Source organism: Intrasporangium sp. Soil_C_50, from assembly GCF_057656595.1.
On the sequence record NZ_JBDGKB010000010.1, the window covers coordinates 26,995 to 44,319 of the forward strand.

General features: G+C 72.2%; 18 protein-coding genes. 16 read left to right on the plus strand and 2 right to left on the minus strand.

The genetic code is table 11. From position 1 onward, the window contains the following. Positions 1-47 precede the first annotated feature (47 nt). On the minus strand, positions 48-491 hold the full coding sequence (locus AC3A5R_RS17305) for an SRPBCC family protein (RefSeq protein WP_487622002.1): 444 nt from the start codon (positions 489-491) through the stop codon (positions 48-50). Between the two features lie 154 nt (positions 492-645). Here AC3A5R_RS17305 and AC3A5R_RS17310 point away from each other — a divergent pair, with 154 nt between their 5' ends. The 15 genes from AC3A5R_RS17310 to AC3A5R_RS17380 all read left to right on the plus strand — a co-directional run bounded on the left by AC3A5R_RS17310 (position 646) and on the right by AC3A5R_RS17380 (position 15,027). Then, complete coding sequence (locus tag AC3A5R_RS17310; protein ID WP_487622003.1) at positions 646-2,184, plus strand: HNH endonuclease signature motif containing protein; 1,539 nt, start codon at positions 646-648, stop codon at positions 2,182-2,184. Positions 2,185-2,274: 90 nt separating this feature from the next. Further along, the gene (locus AC3A5R_RS17315) at positions 2,275-3,330 is read left to right on the plus strand and encodes an ABC transporter ATP-binding protein (RefSeq protein ID WP_487622004.1); all 1,056 of its coding nucleotides are present in this window, start codon (positions 2,275-2,277) and stop codon (positions 3,328-3,330) included. Beyond that, a complete protein-coding gene (locus tag AC3A5R_RS17320; protein ID WP_487622005.1) occupies positions 3,327-4,073 on the plus strand; it encodes an ABC transporter permease in 747 nt (248 codons plus the stop codon). Before AC3A5R_RS17315 ends, AC3A5R_RS17320 begins: the two co-directional genes overlap by 4 nt. Then, on the plus strand, positions 4,070-5,215 hold the full coding sequence (locus AC3A5R_RS17325) for a sensor histidine kinase (protein WP_487622006.1): 1,146 nt from the start codon (positions 4,070-4,072) through the stop codon (positions 5,213-5,215). The genes AC3A5R_RS17320 and AC3A5R_RS17325 overlap by 4 nt, the downstream gene beginning before the upstream one ends. Further along, complete coding sequence (locus AC3A5R_RS17330; protein WP_487622007.1) at positions 5,212-5,826, plus strand: response regulator transcription factor; 615 nt, start codon at positions 5,212-5,214, stop codon at positions 5,824-5,826. The genes AC3A5R_RS17325 and AC3A5R_RS17330 overlap by 4 nt, the downstream gene beginning before the upstream one ends. Positions 5,827-6,037: 211 nt before the next feature. Continuing rightward, positions 6,038-7,765, plus strand: a complete 1,728-nt coding sequence (locus AC3A5R_RS17335; protein WP_487622008.1) for a phospholipase C — start codon at positions 6,038-6,040, stop codon at positions 7,763-7,765. 172 nt (positions 7,766-7,937) lie between these two features. After that, positions 7,938-8,330, plus strand: a complete 393-nt coding sequence (locus AC3A5R_RS17340; RefSeq protein WP_487622009.1) for a DUF805 domain-containing protein — start codon at positions 7,938-7,940, stop codon at positions 8,328-8,330. A 174-nt stretch (positions 8,331-8,504) separates the two neighbouring features. After that, on the plus strand, positions 8,505-8,921 hold the full coding sequence (locus AC3A5R_RS17345; protein ID WP_487622010.1) for a YciI family protein: 417 nt from the start codon (positions 8,505-8,507) through the stop codon (positions 8,919-8,921). Positions 8,922-8,984: 63 nt separating this feature from the next. After that, positions 8,985-10,214 (plus strand): ATP-grasp domain-containing protein, encoded by a 1,230-nt coding sequence (locus AC3A5R_RS17350; RefSeq protein WP_487622011.1) that lies wholly within the window; start codon positions 8,985-8,987, stop codon positions 10,212-10,214. A gap of 6 nt (positions 10,215-10,220) precedes the next feature. Next, positions 10,221-11,168 (plus strand): Type 1 glutamine amidotransferase-like domain-containing protein, encoded by a 948-nt coding sequence (locus tag AC3A5R_RS17355; RefSeq protein WP_487622012.1) that lies wholly within the window; start codon positions 10,221-10,223, stop codon positions 11,166-11,168. After that, positions 11,165-12,316: an alpha/beta hydrolase gene (locus tag AC3A5R_RS17360; protein WP_487622013.1), complete on the plus strand. Its 1,152-nt coding sequence runs from the start codon at positions 11,165-11,167 to the stop codon at positions 12,314-12,316. The genes AC3A5R_RS17355 and AC3A5R_RS17360 overlap by 4 nt, the downstream gene beginning before the upstream one ends. A gap of 39 nt (positions 12,317-12,355) precedes the next feature. Further along, on the plus strand, positions 12,356-13,081 hold the full coding sequence (locus tag AC3A5R_RS17365) for an esterase family protein (protein ID WP_487622014.1): 726 nt from the start codon (positions 12,356-12,358) through the stop codon (positions 13,079-13,081). A 4-nt stretch (positions 13,082-13,085) separates the two neighbouring features. After that, positions 13,086-13,859 (plus strand): glutamine amidotransferase, encoded by a 774-nt coding sequence (locus AC3A5R_RS17370; protein ID WP_487622015.1) that lies wholly within the window; start codon positions 13,086-13,088, stop codon positions 13,857-13,859. A gap of 81 nt (positions 13,860-13,940) precedes the next feature. Then, the gene (locus AC3A5R_RS17375) at positions 13,941-14,648 is read left to right on the plus strand and encodes a hypothetical protein (RefSeq protein ID WP_487622016.1); all 708 of its coding nucleotides are present in this window, start codon (positions 13,941-13,943) and stop codon (positions 14,646-14,648) included. Positions 14,649-14,685: 37 nt separating this feature from the next. Further along, on the plus strand, positions 14,686-15,027 hold the full coding sequence (locus AC3A5R_RS17380; protein ID WP_487622017.1) for a DUF2200 domain-containing protein: 342 nt from the start codon (positions 14,686-14,688) through the stop codon (positions 15,025-15,027). A 176-nt stretch (positions 15,028-15,203) separates the two neighbouring features. On the opposite strand, the gene AC3A5R_RS17385 is transcribed toward AC3A5R_RS17380, so the two are convergent. Further along, positions 15,204-15,722 (minus strand): putative immunity protein, encoded by a 519-nt coding sequence (locus tag AC3A5R_RS17385; protein ID WP_487622018.1) that lies wholly within the window; start codon positions 15,720-15,722, stop codon positions 15,204-15,206. 312 nt (positions 15,723-16,034) lie between these two features. On the opposite strand from AC3A5R_RS17385, the gene AC3A5R_RS17390 reads away from it, so the two are divergent. Next, on the plus strand, positions 16,035-17,324 hold the full coding sequence (locus AC3A5R_RS17390; RefSeq protein ID WP_487622019.1) for an ABC transporter substrate-binding protein: 1,290 nt from the start codon (positions 16,035-16,037) through the stop codon (positions 17,322-17,324). Position 17,325 lies beyond the last annotated feature (1 nt).

Sequence of the window (17,325 nt, forward strand, 5' to 3'; positions counted from 1 at the left end):
GACCCACCCTAAGGAGCCGTCGTCCGGGTAGCGTGGCCGCAGGACGGTCAGGGGCGGCGGAGGAGCTCCTCGAGCGTGCGCCGGTAGGCAGTCGTGGCCACGCGCGCGACGACGGGGTCCAGCGCGCCGGGTATGCCGCGCACGCCGATGCGCTGCTTCCACGTGACGACGCAGCCGTGCGGAGTGGGGGCGACGCGGAGCGTGATGTGGCCGGTGACGGCGCGGCCCTCCTTGCGGATGCGGGCGACGCCGGCGTCGTGCTCTGTGGGCGGTGTGTACGAGTCGATGACCATGACGTCGTCGAAGCCGAGGGGGCCGAGCCCGGTGTGCGCGACGAAGCGGGCCCCTGGCGTCAGCACGGAGGTGTCGAGCGCGGCCCCGGTCACGGTCGTGAGCGGGATGACCTCGCTGTGCGCACGGAGGTCGAGGACGCGGCGCCACGCCTCGGGGGCAGGCAGTGACGACACGATGGTCAGCTCGAACCGCGGCATGCCGCCAGTGTCGCGCACTGGGCCCGAAGGCGCCGGATCCGACGGACCGAACCATCCACCCGGCAGACATCAAGAACCGAAACAGACTGCGGTCCAAGCCAATTCGGTGTGGACAAGCCTTTCCCTGTTGTTCGAACACCTGTACGATAGGGGTATGTCGCAAGCAGTGATCGAGCAGGACTGGGACCTCGTCGCGTCCCTGGCCGCCGACCTGCACGACGCCCACGGCCGACTTGTGGATGCGGTGGCGGTGGCGCTGGTGGAGGGGTCGTGGCAGGCGGCCGGGATCCGTTCGCCGGAGCACTGGCTCGTGGTCCGCGCGGGTTTGTCGCGGGGGCATGCGGCGGCGGTGGTGCTGACGGCCCGGCGGGCCGGTGAGCTGCCGCAGACGGCGGCGGCGTTGCGGGAGGGGCGGATCAGCCTGGACCAGGCGGCCGTCGTGGCCCGGCACGCCCCGGCCGTGTTCGATGCCACGGTGGCGGCGTTCGCGCAGTACGCGACGGTGCCGCAGCTGCAGCGCTCGGTGGCCCGGTACGACTTCACCCTCGAACCGCGGACCTTCGACGAGGAGGGCCGGCTCCTACCCGCCGAGGTGACCGGCGGCGACGACGGCGGCGAGGACGGCGACGAGTCGTCGGCGCGCCCGCCGGCACCGGTCGAGCCGGCGTCGCTGAGCATGGGCGTCGACGCGGACGGCCGGTTCCGGCTGCGGTACGACGCGCCCGCCGAGGTCGGCGAGCTCGTGAGGGCCGCGTTGGCCGAGGCGAAGGACCACCTGTTCCACACCGTCACCGACACCACCCACACGTCCGAGGGCGACGACGACCAGCACCGGCAGGACCCGTACACCGACCCCGCCACCACACCCGGCCCGCGCCGCATCACCTGGGCCGACGCCCTGGTGCTCCTGGCAACCCGGTCGTTGGACGCGGCGGGAAGCCACGGCATCGGCGGCGGCGCGCGCAGCAGCGGTTCGGCGCGGCGGGCCCGGTACCGGGTTCAGGTCCACCTCGACACCAACGGTGGCTGGCTCACCGGCAGCCCGCGCCTGCCCCGGCACGTCGTCGACGGCCTGACCTGCGACGGGGCCCTGGTCCCGGTCTGGGAGACGCAAGGGCACCCGGTCAACGTCGGGCGCACCCACCGCGTCGTCCCGCACCGCACCCGCATCCTCGTCCTCGACCGGGACCGCGGCTGCCGGTTCCCCGGCTGCCCGGTCACCTCGGCCGACTACCTCGAGGTCCACCACCGGGTGCACTGGCGCGAGGGCGGGATGACCGACCTGGACAACCTGCTGTGCCTGTGCACCTTCCACCACGACAGCCACCACCGCGGCGACTACACCATCACCGGCGACCCCACCAGGGCGGACGGGCTCCGGTTCCAGACCCGACAAGGCTGGCCCATCGGACCACCATCGCGACCATCTGAGCCACTCGCCGTTCCCGCGGCTGGGGACAGCGACAACCCCGCGCAACCCGAGCCCGAGCCTGCGGACGACAGCCCCCGCCCCCCGACGCTGTCCGCCATCCCGATCGCTGGCGCCCACCCACCCGCCACCGACACCCGTCCCGGACCACGTCCGCGACCGACACCCCGCCTCGGGCGCACCTATCCCGCCCCGACCGGCGGCACCCTGCACCTGCACCTCGTCGACCTCACCCCGACGCGCTCGCAGGTCATGCGGAGCTGACTGCCCCCCGGCGAGGAGATGACAGGTGTCACGGCGAGGTCATGACCTTCGCCGGTGACGCGTCGGGCCCGGGCAGGCCACGCTGGAGCCATGACCAGGGACACCACCCCCGCCCAGAGCGGGACCCCCGTGCCGAGCGGCACCGGCGCGAACGCCGGGAGGCCGGCGGCCACCGCCCCCGCGATCCTCCTGCGCGACCTCGTCCGCACCTTCCACCCCCTCCGCGGCTCCGCCGACACCGAGGTCCGCGCCGTCGATGGCCTCGACCTGCGGGTCGAGCAGGGCGAGATCGTCGCCTTCCTCGGCCCGAACGGTGCCGGCAAGACCACGGCTCTCGACATGGTCCTCGGCCTCACCGAGCCGACGAGCGGCACCGTCGAGGTCTTCGGCCGCCGGCCGCGCGCGGCCGTCGTCGAGGGCCAGGTGTCGGCGGTCCTGCAGACCGGGGGCCTGCTGCGCGACCTCACGGTGCGCGAGACCGTCCGCATGATCGCGTCCACCTACCGCAGTCACGCCCCTGTCGACGACGTCATCGCCCGGGCGGGTCTCGCCAAGCTGGCCGATCGACGCGTCTCCAAGTGCTCGGGGGGTGAGCAGCAGCGCCTGCGCTTCGCCCTCGCCCTCCTGCCCGACCCGCGCCTGCTCATCCTCGACGAGCCCACCGCCGGAATGGATGTCACGGCGCGCCGCGACTTCTGGGACACGATGCACGCCGACGCCGACTCCGGCCGCACCGTCGTCTTCGCGACGCACTACCTCGAGGAGGCCGACGCCTTCGCCGACCGGATCGTCCTCATCGCCCAGGGGCGCATCGTCGCCGACGGCACGACCGCCGAGATCCGCGCCCAGGCCACCGGGCGGACCGTGTCGGCCGAGCTTCCGGCGTCGACGCTGGCCGCGTCGGTCGAGCGCCTCCGGGCCCTCGACGGCGTCCGCTCGGTGCAGGAGCGCGGCTCGCGCGTCGTCGTGTCGGCCGCCGACTCCGACGCCGTCGCCCGCCTGCTGCTCGTCGAGCTCGGTGGCCGCGAGCTCGAGATCCGCAGCGCCGGGCTCGAGGAGGCCTTCATGGCCCTGACCGGCGACACTGGTGCCGACGGCGCCGCCACCCCGACCCAGAACGACCGTCCGCAGGAGCTCGTCCGATGAACGCCACCTTCACGCTGCTCGAGATGCGCCGCATCACGCGCGACTGGTCAGCGATGTTCTTCACCGCCGGCCTGCCCGCGTTCTTCTACCTCATCTTCGGCGCGACGGTCGACGCCAAGGGCCAGGACATCGGCAACGGCAACGTCGCGATGTACGTCATGATCTCGATGGCCGCCTACGGCGCCGTCACCGCCACGACGAGCATCGGCGGCAACGCGGCTGTCGAGCGGGTCCAGGGATGGGGCCGCCAGCTCGGCCTGACGCCCTTGGCCGACTCGTCGTACATCGCCATGAAGGCCGTCATCGCCATGACCGTGGCCGCCGTGCCGGTCGTGATCACCTACGCGCTGGGTGCCGCCACCGGTGCCCGCGGCTCGGCCAGCGCCTGGATCGTCAGCGCCCTGCTGACGCTCGCCGGCTCGGCCGTGTTCGCCCTCTACGGGCTCGTCATCGGCACGGCGTTCCGGTCCGAGGCGTCGGTCGGGGCCGCGGCCGGCACGCTCGTCATCTTCGCCTTCCTCGGCAACCTCTTCATCCCGCTGTCGGGGGCGCTGCTCACCTTTGCGAAGTTCACGCCGCTCTACGGCTATGCGGCGCTGGCCCGCTACCCGCTGACCGAGGGGTACCTGCCCGACGGCACGCAGGACCCGCTGTGGCTTCCGATCGCCAACGTCGTCGTGTGGGCGCTCGTCTTCGGCGGCCTCGCCACGTGGTTCGTCCGCCGTGGGCGGGAGCGCCAGTGACGCCGTTCCGGGCGTCCCGACGCCGCGCCCCGGCCACCCGGTCCGACCTCCCGTCGGGCCGGGTGGCCGAGGCGAACCCGTGGGAGAAGTGGGGCTGGATCGTCCAGTCGGTCTGGCTCGTCTTCCTCGTCTTCCCCGTCATCTCGATCCTCACCGGCCACCTGCCCGCCTGGCAGGTCGTCGTCGGACTCGTCGTCACCGTCGCCTTCGGGGCCGTCTACGCCCGGGGCGCCGTGCACCTGGCCGCTCTGGAGAGGCAGTGCGCTCCGTCGTACCGCCTGGGCGCCCTCTACGTCGGCGGGCTCGTGGCCTGCATGGCCCTCATGGCTCTCATCATCGGCGCCGACGCCGTCAGCTACCTGCCCTTCGTCGTGTCCTTCGCCATGTTCGCGCTGCCGCGGCTCGTGTCGCTCGCCGTCGCCGTGCTCGCGGTGGCGACGGCGGTGCTCATCGCCGTGTTCAGCGACGGCGAGCAGGGCCAGTGGGTCGTGGCCACCATCGTCTTCGCCGTCGCCGTCATGACAGCCGGCGTCCGGCTCATGAGTGACCGGGGCCGTGAGTACGAGTCGATGTCGCGCGAGCTGGCTCTCGTCGAGGAGCGCGAGCGGGTCGCCCGCGACGTGCACGACGTGCTCGGCCACTCGCTCACCGTCGTCACCGTCAAGGCCGAGCTCGCCGAGCGACTCGTCGACCTCGACCCCGAGCGGGCCCGCGCCGAGCTCGCCGAGATCCAGGCCCTGAGCCGGCAGGCCCTCGCCGAGATCCGAGCGACCGTCGGTGGGCTGCGCGCGGCACGGCTCGATGCCGAGCTCGACTCCGCCAGAACGGCGCTGGCCGGTGCAGGTATCGACGGTCACGTGCCCACCGACCACGCCACCGTCGACCCGCGACACCGCACCGTGCTCGCCTGGGTGCTCCGCGAGGCGATGACCAACGTCGTGCGGCACAGCGACGCCGACGCGTGCTGGGTCGAGCTCGACTCCAACCGGCTCACCGTCCGCGACGACGGCCGCGGACTCGAGGACCGTCCCGAGGGCAACGGCATCCGAGGCATCCGTGAGAGGGTCGAGGCCGCCGGGGGCCGGCTCTCGCTCGCCACCGGACCGGAAGGACACGGGACCGTGCTGGAGGTGACGCTGTGAGCGACCCGATCAAGGTGCTGCTCGCCGACGACCAGGCCCTCGTGCGTGGGGCCCTCGCCGCGCTGCTCGCCCTCGAGAGCGACCTCGAGGTCGTCGCGGAGGTCGGCCGCGGAGACGAGGTCGTCGACGCCGCGCGCACGTCGGGTGCGCAGGTGTGCCTCCTCGACATCGAGATGCCCGGCCAGGACGGCATCGCCGCCGCGGCCGCCGTCCGCGAGGCCCTCCCCGGGGTCCGGACGCTCGTCGTCACGACCTTCGGCCGCCCGGGCTACCTGCGTCGCGCCCTCGAGGCGGGCGCGTCGGGCTTCGTCGTCAAGGACACCCCCGCGCGACAGCTCGCCGAGGCCGTCCGACGCGTCCATGCCGGGCTGCGTGTCGTCGACCCGTCGCTGGCCACCGAGTCGCTCGTCGACGGTGCGAACCCGCTGACCGAGCGCGAGCGCGAGGTGCTCACCGTCGCGCTCCGGGGCGGCACCGTGGCCGTGATCGCCGGGCACGTCCACCTGTCGCCGGGTACCGTGCGCAACCACCTCTCCTCGGCCATCGGCAAGACCGGCACGTCGACGCGCGCCGAGGCCGCCCGCGTCGCCCAGGAGCGCGGCTGGCTCTAGCGAGTCTGGGCGTGCGCTCCACGCCCGATGCGTCGTGGCTGGGAGAACGGCAAAGGGCCGACGCGTCCGCGGGAAACACTTCGCAAACTCCGTGGCGCCTGACCTCGCGAGGCCCTGTGGGGGCTCGGGGCGTGGCTAGCGTGCGTGACGCGTCCGGGCTCGCCGACCGGGTCGCCTTCGGCACCACCTCTGTCGTCCAAGGAGATCCACCATGTCCCGACCCTCCCGCCTGGCCCTGGCCGGTGGTGCGGTGAGCGCCCTCGCGGTGTCCGCCCTGGCCCTCGGCAGCGTCTCGGCCGCCGGCGCCGCCACCGCGACCGACACGGCGACCGCCCCCGCGTCCCACGGCACCGGCACCTCGACGCCGATCCAGCACGTCGTCGTCATCTTCGGCGAGAACGTCTCGTTCGACCACTACTTCGGCACGTACCCGTACGCCGCCAACCGCGCCGGCGAGACGCTCCAGGGCACCACGACGCCGGCGCCAGCCTTCCACGCGGCCCCGAACACCCCGCGGAACATCGCCACCCTGGCCCACGACGGCCTGCTCGCCCCCGACAACCCGAACGCCGCGCAGCCGACGCGCCTCACCCCGGGCCAGGCCGTGACCTGCGACCAGGACCACACGTACACCAACGAGCAGAAGGCGTTCGACGGCGGCGCCATGGACAAGTTCGTCCAGTACGTCAGCAAGGACACGTGCAAGCCGGGCCGCTACGCCACGCCCGGCCTGACGATGGACTACTACGACGGCAACACCGTCACCGCGATGTGGAACTACGCGCAGAAGTACGCGATGAGCGACAACTCCTACAGCACGACCTTCGGGCCGAGCTCGCCCGGCGCGATCAACCTCGTGTCCGGCCAGACCCACGGCGTGCGGGAGTTCACGGCTGCCAGCGACCCGGCGCACCCGACGCCCGTCGTGCCCACCTCGAGCGACTACACGGTCCGCGTCCCCGACGCGAACGGCGTCGGCACCATGACCAACGACCCCGACCCCGTCTACGACGACTGCTCCAACAACAGCCACACGACGTCGAACACCCTCGCCGGCATGCAGGACTCGAACAAGAACGTCGGCGACCTGCTGGGCGCCAAGGGCGTCTCGTGGGGCTGGTTCCAGGGTGGCTTCCGCCCGACGGCGGCCGCCGACCCGGCTGCGGGCACCCCGGCCGCGTGCCTCGCCACGCACACCAACGTCGCCGGCGTCAGCTCGACCGACTACAACCCGCACCACGAGCCGTTCCAGTACTACGCGTCGACGGCCAACCCGCACCACCTCGCCCCGGCCTCGACCGCCGAGATCGGCCACGCGGGTCCGGCCAACCACCAGTACGACCTCAGCGACTTCGACAAGGTCGTCGGCACCGACCAGCTGCCGGCCGTCACCTTCCTCAAGGCCGCGAACTACCAGGACGGCCACGCCGACTACTCCGACCCGGTCGACGAGCAGCGCTTCGTCGTCAAGGAGATCAACGCGATCCAGCAGTCGCCGAACTGGAAGGACACCGCGATCGTCCTGGCCTACGACGACTCCGACGGCTGGTACGACCACCGCGCCGCCACGCTGACCAACGCCTCGAACAGTCCCGACGACGCGGCCTTCTGCACCGCTGCGTCGGCCTCGGGCGTGCCCGTCGGGGGCGGCTACCAGGACCGCTGCGGTCCGGGCCCGCGCCAGCCGCTGCTCGTCATCTCGCCGTACGCGCGGACGAACTTCGTCGACCACACGCAGACCGACCAGGCCTCGATCCTGAGGTTCATCGAGGACAACTGGGGCACCGGGCTCGTCGGCGACCACTCGGCCGACGCGCGCGCCGGGTCGCTCGAGCACCTCTTCCACTTCGCCACCGCGAAGGCCCCGAAGGTCCTGCTCGACGCCTCGGACGGCACGGTCGCGTCCGTCGAGCGGGTGCACGGCTCGTCCCACCGCTGACGCCGCACCGCCGTCCCGCACCACCCGCGCCAGCGACGCCACCCACCGGACACGTTGTCGTGACCCATTCGTGTCCGGTGGTTCCGGCGTGCATCCCCCCACGCAGGGCCCGCCGACCGCTACAGTCCGCTCGCGCGATCCCGCGTCCCACTGAATCCACAGGGAGCCTCACATGGAGTGGTACACCAAGGTGCTCAAGAACTACGCCGGGTTCTCCGGCCGGGCCCGTCGCACCGAGTACTGGATGTTCACGCTCTTCAACATCATCATCCTGGGCGTCCTCAGCGGCGTCATGACGGCCACGAAGGGTGGCGGCCTCGGCACCCTCTTCACCATCCTGTACGTCGCGTACGCGATCGCGGTGTTCATCCCGAGCCTCGCGGTCGGCGTGCGTCGCCTGCACGACACCAACCGCAGCGGCTGGTGGATCCTCATCGGCCTCATCCCGATCGTCGGGGCGATCGTCCTCATCGTCTTCTACGCGACCGAGGGCAACCGCGGCGCCAACGAGTACGGCGCGGACCCCAAGGGCCTCGAGGCCGGCGCCGCTCCCGCGACAGCCTGACGCGTCACCGCTCGAACGTCTCGACGCCGTCCACCTCCGGGTGGGCGGCGTCGTCGCTCGTGCAGGGTCCTTCGGGATCCGAAAGGCCTGTCGTGTCGAAAGGCGTCGCCACCGGTCGACGTCGTGGTGGAGGCTGGGAACGACCCGGCCAGACCACACGAATGAGGAGAACCCATGCGCTACCTGCTCATCCACCGTCTCGACGAGAGCCGGCCCGAGGCGTGGAACCCGAGCCCCGAGTTCATCGACGCGATGGGCGCGTTCATGACCGAGTGCGCCGAGTCCGGCATCCTGCTCGCCGCCGAGGGCGTCCACCGCAGCGACGAGGGCGCCATGATCACCAAGCGGTCCGGCGGGAGCCCGTCGGTCACCGACGGCCCGTTCACCGAGGCACGCGAGGTCGTCGGCGGGTTCGCCGTCATCGACGTGGCCTCGAGGCAGGAGGCCGTCGAGCTCGGCACCCGCTTCGCCTTCCCCGAGGTGTCCGTCGAGGTGCGCCGCGTCATGGAGTTCGAGGACCTGCCCGAGGACATCCAGGAGCAGCAGGGCTCGCACGTGATCGACGCCGCACAGGGCCACCGCGGCGCCTGACGCGCACCGTCCCGTGGCGTCGATCCGTGGCGCCCCTCCGCCCGGCCCGCTAGCGTCGGGCTCGTGAACATCATCTTCGTGGAGCCGTCGTTCCCGGCCAACCAGCGTCGCTTCGTGCAGGCGTTGGCCGCCGTCGGGGCGAACGTCTACGGCATCGGGGAGTCGGAGGAGGGGCACCTCGGCGACGACGTCCTCGGCGCCCTGCGCGGGTACTACCGCGTCGGCTCGGTCACCGACGTCGGGCAGATGGTCGACGCCGTGCGCTTCTTCCAGGAGCGGGTCTGGATCGACGCGCTCGAGGCCGTCGTCGAGGCGCACACGATGCCCGCCGCGCAGGTGCGCGAGGCGTGCGGCATCCCCGGCACGAGCGTCCGCACGACGTGGCTGTGCCGCGACAAGCCGTCGATGAAGGACGCGCTGCGTGAGGCGGGTGTGCCGACCGCGGCCAGCGCGGCCGTCGACTCCGCCGCAGAGGCAAGGGCTTTCGCCGAGCGGGTCGGGTACCCGCTCATCGTCAAGCCGCGCGCCGGTGCCGGCGCGCAGGGCACGACCCGTGTCGACGACGACCGCGAGCTCGAGGCGGCCCTCGGCGCGTTCGGGGCCGAGGGCGCCGGCTCGATCGCCATCGAGGAGTTCGTCGAGGGGCACGAGGGCTTCTACGACACCATCACCGTCGGCGGCGAGGTCGTGCACGACTGGGCCACGCACTACTACCCCAACGTGCTCGAGGCGATGCGGCACCGCTGGATCTCGCCGGAGTTCGTCACGACCAACCGCATCGACGAGCCGGGCAACACCTTCTACGGCGAGGTGCGCGAGCTCGGCCGACGCGTCATCAAGGCCCTCGGCATCGAGACCTCCGCCACCCACATGGAGTGGTTCTACGGGCCGAAGGGCTTGCGCTTCAGCGAGATCGGCTGCCGCCCGCCGGGCGTCGGCGCCTGGGACCTCTACTCCGCGGCCAACGACGTCGACGTCTACCGCGAGTGGGCCCACGTCATCACGCACGGCCGCCCCGAGCAGCCGATGCGGCGCACGTACTCGGCCGGCATCGTGGCGCTCCGACCCGACCACGACGGTGTCATCCAGGGCTACTCCGGCATCGACGAGATCCAGGCCCGCTACGGCGAGTGGGTCATCGACGGCCACTTCCCCCCGCAGGGCACCGGCACCCAGGCTGTCGAGGCCGGCTACATGGCCAACGCGTGGGTGCGGGTGCGCCACCCCGACTACGACACCGCCCGCGCCATGCTCGACGACGTCGGGCGCACCATCCGCGTCCACGCGGGCTGAGGGCTCGTGCCGGAGACCATCCTCCTCGGACCCCAGCGCTTCACCACGACGGTGCAGCCGGTCGTGCGCTCCCTCGACGTGCCCGGACGCGTCGCCTTCACCAACGCCGGCTGGGAGGAGCGCGAGTCCGACGACGGCGAGCTGAACGGCCTGCTCGACGACCGCGGGGTCAACCTGCGCCTGCACCACCGGATGATCGACGTGCTGACCAAGGACGACCGGGTCGCGGCGGCGGCCCTCGCCTTCCGCGACCGGCAGGACGAGCTGCGCACCTTCTACGGCATCCGCCTGCAGAGCGCCGTCGACGCGGTGCACGCCGTGGCGCACCGCACGTCGCTGCACGGCGTCGGGCCGGTGGCCGTCGACGCCGCGATCGAGGCCGTGCGCGAGGTCGACCGCTGGTACGAGGGTGAGCTCGCCGAGCTCTACGCGTCGACGTTCGCCCGCACCCCGCGCGAGGAGAGCGGGCTCATCGGGTGGCACCGCGGCGAGATCAACGCCGTGCTCGACGAGTGCGGGGCCCTCGTCGTCGCCGGGGGCAACGTACGGACGCTGCTGCGCACCCTGCGCCTCTTCGACGTGACGCCCCGGGCCGAGCAGCACGTCGTCGCCTGGTCGGCCGGCGCCATGGTCCTCACCGACCGCGTCGTGCTCTTCCACGACCACACGCCGCACGGCGTCACGGCCGCGGAGGTGCACGACACCGGGCTCGGACGCGTCCCGGGCGTGCTCGTGCTCCCGCACGCCCGGCGGCGGCTGCGGCTCGAGGACCACGAGCGGATGTCGGTGCTGGCCCGGCGATTCCCCGAGCACCGGCTCGTCCTGCTCGACGACGGCGCCGTCGTGCGCCTGGGGTCCGGGTCCGGGTCCGCCGTCGATGACGCCGGCCCGCTGCCACAGGGCACCCGTTACCTCGACGCCACCGGCCACGTCGCCGTCGAGGGGGCCGCATGAGCCCCACGACGCGCCTCGCCATCAACGGCCTGCGCGACCGGCTGCCGCTCGACGGCCCCGCCATCGACCGGTTCATCGCCCGGTGGGGCTGCCCCATCGTCGAGGGCGAGCGCGCCACCTTCCTCTACCGCGGCGACGTCGACGAGGCGTGGATCCGTCACCGCGTCGTCGGACTTCCGGATCCCTTGCCGCTCAAACGGATCGGCGAGTCAGACCTCTGGGCCGTCACGACCGTGCTGCCGGAGGGGTCACGCGTCGAGTACCAGGTGGAGATCCGCAAGGGTGAGCACTACGAGCGCTTCAACGACCCCCTCAACCAGCGGCTCGCGCACAGCCCCATGGGGTCGTCGTCGGTGTGCGCGGCCGTCGGCTACCGGGTGCCCGACTGGGTGGCCTTCGACCCCGAGGCGCGGCCGGGCACCCTTGTCGAGGAGGTCGTGCGCAGCCGGGCCCTGCGCCGCGAGCAGCCCGTGCAGATCTACCTTCCGGCGCGGTTCAACCGGGCCCAGCGCTACCCGCTGCTCATCGTCCACGACGGCACCGACTACCTGCAGTACGCGGCGATGAAGACCGTCCTCGACAACCTCATCCACCGCCTGGACGTCGACCCGCTCGTCGTCGCCTTCGTGGCACCGCGCGACCGGCTCAAGGAGTACCCGAACCACGCGCCGCACGCCCGGTTCGTCGCCCGCGAGCTCGTGCCGCTGCTCACCGACCGCCTCCCCCTCCTCGAGGCGCCCGAGGCCCGCTGCATCATGGGGTCCTCGTTCGGCGGCATCGCCTCGCTGTCGACGGCGGTGCGCTACCCCGGGGTCTTCGGCTCGCTCGTGCTGCAGTCGGCGTCCCTCGTCTTCACCGACATCGGCTTCGACCACGGCGGCGGGCCGGCGTTCGACCCGGTCGTGAAGTTCGTCAACCGCTACCGCGCCAAGCCGACCGCGGTCGTCGACCGCATCCACATGTCGTGCGGCGTCTACGAGCCCCTCATCACGCCGAACCGGTCGATGGTCCCGGTGTTCCGCCACACCGGCATGCGGGTGCGCTACACCGAGGCCCGCGACGGCCACAACTGGGAGAACTGGCGCGACCGCCTCGGCGACGCGCTCACGTGGGTCTTCCCGGGGCCGCAGAAGTACGTCTACGAGTGACCGACCTGTGCGACCGACGCGAGCTGAGGAGCTGACCCCATGAAGGTGACCGACCGCTGGTACTCCGACCGGCTCGAGCAGGACGTCACGGTGGCCCGCTGGGGCACGTGGGGCACCCCGGTGCTGCTCTTCCCGACCGCCGGGGGTGATGCCGAGGAGGTCGAGCGCCACAAGCTCGTCGCGCACCTCATGCCGCTCGTCGACGCCGGTCGGGCCAAGCTCTACTCGTGCGACAGCGTCGCCGGCAAGGCGATGGCCGAGCGCCAGGGCTCCACCGAGTACCGGATGGCCCTCTTCAACGCCTTCCACGACGCCGTCGCCTCCGAGATCATCCCGGCGATCCACTCCGACAGCGGCGGCCCGATGCGGGTCGTCGTCGCGGGCGCGTCGATCGGGGCCTTCAACGCGCTCGCCGTCACGTGCCGCTACCCGCACCTCGTCGACGCCGCGGTCTGCATGAGTGGCACGTACTCCATCGAGAAGTTCATCGGCGGCCCCTTCACCGAGGACCTCTACTACAGCTCGCCGCTGCACTTCCTGCCCGGGCTCGAGGGCCCGGCCCTCGACGTGCTGCGGCGCCGGATGATCGTGCTGGCCTCCGGCAGCGGCCAGTGGGAGGACGTCGGGGAGGCGTGGGCGGTCGCGGACGTCCTCGGCGCCAAGGGAATCCCGAACCGCGTCGACGACTGGGGCCCGGCCTACGACCACGACTGGCCGACGTGGTGGGCGATGCTGCCGGCCTACCTCGACGACCTGCTGCCCTGACGCCGTGGCCACTGCCCCCGCCGTGACCGACACCCCGCCTGACGCGTCCGGGCTTCCGTTCCTGCTGCTCACCTCGCGGCTCGACGACGGGCTCGCAGCCCGGGAGCGCGAGGCCTTCGTGCGCCTCACCGGGCTGCCCGACCGACGCGTCGCCCATGTGCGGATGGAGCAGGGCCCGTTCACCCCGCTCGACGCGTCGGCCTACGCGGGCGTCGTCCTCGGCGGCAGCCCGTACACCGTCACCGACCCGGAGGCGCAGAAGGCGCCCGAGCAGAGACGCGTCGAGGGCGAGCTCACCGTGTTCCTGCGCGGTCTCGTCGACGAGGGGGTGCCCTACCTCGGCCTCTGCTACGGCATCGGCGCCACGGGCCTGGCCCTCGGTGGTGTCGTCGACCGCACGTACGGCGAGCCGGTCGGCACGACGACCGTCCGCGTCACCGACGCCGGCCGCGACGACCCGCTCTTCGCCGACCTTCCCGAGGTGTTCACGGCCTTCGTCGGCCACAAGGAGGCCTGCAGCGAGCTGCCACCCGGCGCCGTGCTGCTCGCGACGAGCGACCCGTGCCCGGTGCAGGCCTACCGCGTCGGCGAGCGGGCGTGGGTCACCCAGTTCCACCCCGAGCTCGAGCTCGACACGCTCGTCGAGCGGATCCACGCCTACGCCCACCACGGCTACTTCCGGCCGGAGGAGAAGGACGACCTCATCGCGTCGGTCCAGGCAGCCGACGTCGAGGCCGCCCACGACGTGCTCCGCGCCTTCGTGCGCACCTTCGGCTGAGGCGTCCCGACCGGAGCCGTTGCACGAACCTGCAGCCCGAACCGTCGACCGGGTGGGCCCGGGTGCCCTAGGTTCGGGCTCATGTCGGCGCCGACGCCTGTGCCCACCCGTGCCCTCCACGGCGGGATCACCGACGGCCTCGGCCGTGCGGTCCTCGTCGTCGCGGCCGTCGTGGTGGCCGTCGCGGTCGGGCTCCTCGGCACGCACCCCACCCCGCTCTCCGAGCTGCGCGCGGCGGTCGCGTCGGGGCAGGTCCACGACGTCCGCGTCGCCGGCACGCTGCCGCAGGGCGCGTCGGGCTACAGCACCGCGTACGTGCGCTGGTCCGACGGCGGGTTCGACCGGCTCACGACGGTCCGGCAGGTGAGCAGCCCCGACCAGGGTGAGGGGGCGAGGTCCGATGTCGTGGTCGGCAGCATCGACCAGAACCTGCGCGAGGCCCAGGGCACCGGTGTCCTGCGCATCGTGCACGACGACTCGGCTCGGCCGACCGGGGGCTCGATGTTCGGCATCGAGCTGCCGTCGTGGGTCGTCGGTGGGGCGCTCCTCGTCTGGGTGCTCTCCCTGCTCCTGCTCGTCATGGGGCCCGAGCCCTCGAGGGCCACCCGCTGGGCCTGGTTCTGGCTGCTCGTCAGCACCCTCACCCCGCTGACCACCGTCGTGTTCCTCGTGCTCGGTGAGCCGACGCATCACCCGTCCGGTGAGCCGGGCGCGCGTCGGCGGTTCGGGGGTGTCCGGGCCTTCGTCCTGATGCTGCTCGTCGGCGGCTTCGTCTGGTCCGCCCGGTAGCAGCCCGGCCGTCGGTGCTGCTGGCTACCCTCGAGGGATGAGCCGGATCTTCACCACGAGCGTCGCGTCGGTGTACCCCCTCTACGTCGCCAAGGCCGAGCGCAAGGGGCGCACCCAGGACGAGGTCGACGAGGTCATCGAGTGGCTGACCGGCTTCGACGACGCCCGGCTGCGCGAGCACCTCGACGCCGGCACGACGTTCGAGGACTTCTTCGCCGACGCGCACCTCAACCCCCACGCGTCGCTCATCACCGGCAGCGTCTGCGGCGTCCGGGTCCAGGACGTCGAGGACCCGCTCATGCGGAAGATCCGCTACCTCGACAAGCTCGTCGACGAGCTCGCCAAGGGCAAGGCCATGGAAAAGGTCCTCCGCGCCTGACGCGTCCGAGATCCTCCACCCGCCCGACCGGGCGCCTCCGCCCGCCCCTCCCTCCTTCATCGAGTGAGCAGGGAGTCCCACAGGTCCCAGGGGCCTCGTGACGGGTGGGGGCGGTGCGACGGCGTGCTCACTGGACGGGGAGGGGGCAAGGGCCGTTTCACCGTGATCGACGACGCTCAGTCGTCGAAGGTGTTCCAGCAGATGGGGCTGCGGAGGCGCTGGTCGTCGAGGACGAGCTCACGGATGGCGTCGGGCAGCTGCTCGCGCTGCCAGTCGCGCTCGCGGAGGCGTGCGGCCTCCGCCTCGCCGGCGGGAGCCGACGCCGACGCCGCCCGGATCGCGTAGGCGGCCGCGCCGAGCTCGTGGGCGGCGACGTGCGCGACGGCGACGGCCTGTCCCGCCGACAGCGCGGCGAACCGGGCCGGGTCCGGCAGCCCCTTGCCCGCCGCGTTGGCCGGGAAGGCGGCGTTGTGCGCGACGGTCATCGGCACCTCGCCGCGGATCCACCGCCGGCTGATGTCGAGGGCCTCGTGCACCCGGGCGTCGCCCGTGCCGGCAGCGTCGAAGAGCGGGAGCACGTGCTCGGCGCAGACGAGCGCCCACCCGGCGAGCAGCCGGTGGTCGTCGTCGGTCAGCGTGCCGCCGCGGCGGATCGTGATGAACCGGGGGTCGCGCGGCATCGGCAGGATCGGCACCTCCCCATTCTCGCCCCGAGGACCGTCCGGATGGCGGACGCGTGTCTCGCGCGCTGGACACGGGGTCGTGGAGGGCGCGGACCAGCTTGGGCCGCAACGGATTCCGTCGTGCGAGCAGCCCGCCGGCCGCGTCGGGGGTAGCCGACAGGGACCCGTGGCGCCGGCCGGACCGGCGGCGCCGGACTCGCCCTCGAGCCGGTCGCCACGGATTGACACGTGATCGAATGTGCTCGATTGTAGTCCCGCCCACGCACAAACGAGCGAATCGACGTGGGCTGCCCGACGAAGTGCACCCCGTCCGAGGAGACGCCCATGCGCATCCCGCGCCGAACGTCCACGCTGGCCGCCACGGCCCTGCTCCCCCTGGCCGCCCTGGCCCTGACCGCCTGCGGCAGCACCGGCGGCTCCGGCTCGGCCGGCCCCGAGAACGGGCCGGTCACCCTCTCGTACGGCATCTGGGACAAGAACCAGGTGCCGGCGATGCAGAAGATCGCCGACGAGTTCCACGCCGCCAACCCGAACGTCACCGTCAAGCTCCAGGTGACGCCGTTCAAGCAGTACTTCACGACGCTGCAGACCGCGGCCGCCGGTGGCGGCGCTCCCGACGTCTTCTGGATGAACGGGCCGAACGTCAAGCTCTACGAGTCCAACCAGCAGCTGCTGCCCCTCGACCAGACGATCAGCAGCGGCAAGCTCGACCTCGCGAAGTACCCCAAGGCCCTCGTCGACCTCTACTCCTACGGGGGCAAGACGTACGGCATCCCGAAGGACTTCGACACCGTCGGCGTCTGGTACAACAAGGCGCTCTTCGACGCCAAGAAGCTGCCCTACCCCAAGGACGACTGGACCTGGGCCGACTTCCAGTCCGCCGCCCGTGCGCTGACCGACAAGGGCAAGGGCGTCTGGGGCGCCGCCGCCCCCGTCGAGGACCAGTCCGGCTTCTACGACACCATCCCGTCGGCCGGCGGCCAGGTCATCGACGCGGCGGGCACCAAGAGCGGCTTCGGCTCGCCCGAGGCGCTGCAGGGCATCGAGTTCTGGACCTCCCTCGTCAAGGACGGCGCGTCCCCGACCGTCCAGCAGATGACCGACACGAGCCCCGGCGACCTCTTCAAGGCCGGCAAGGTCGCGATGTACTGGAACGGCTCGTGGGCCGCGGTCGAGTACAACGAGGTGCCCGAGCTCAAGGCGACTGTCAACGTCGCGCCGGTGCCGAAGGGTCCCAAGGGCCAGATCTCGGTCATCCACGGCCTCGGCAACGTCATCTACGCCAAGACCAAGCACCAGGACGCCGCGCAGAAGTTCGTCGCCTTCCTCGGCGGCGAGCGCGCCGCGCAGATCCAGGCCGAGGCCGGCGCCGTCATCCCCGCCTACGAGGGCACCCAGCAGGCGTGGGTCAAGGCCATGCCGCAGTTCAACCTCAAGGCCTACCTCGACGAGCTGCCGAACGCCGTGCCGTACCCGGCCTCGAAGAACACCAAGGTCTGGACGACCCTGCAGACCGACATCCTCACCAAGGTGTGGAACGGGGAGGTCGACGCCGCGGCCGGGCTCAAGGACCTCGCCACGCAGATGGACGCGGCGCTCGCCAAGGAGCAGTGAC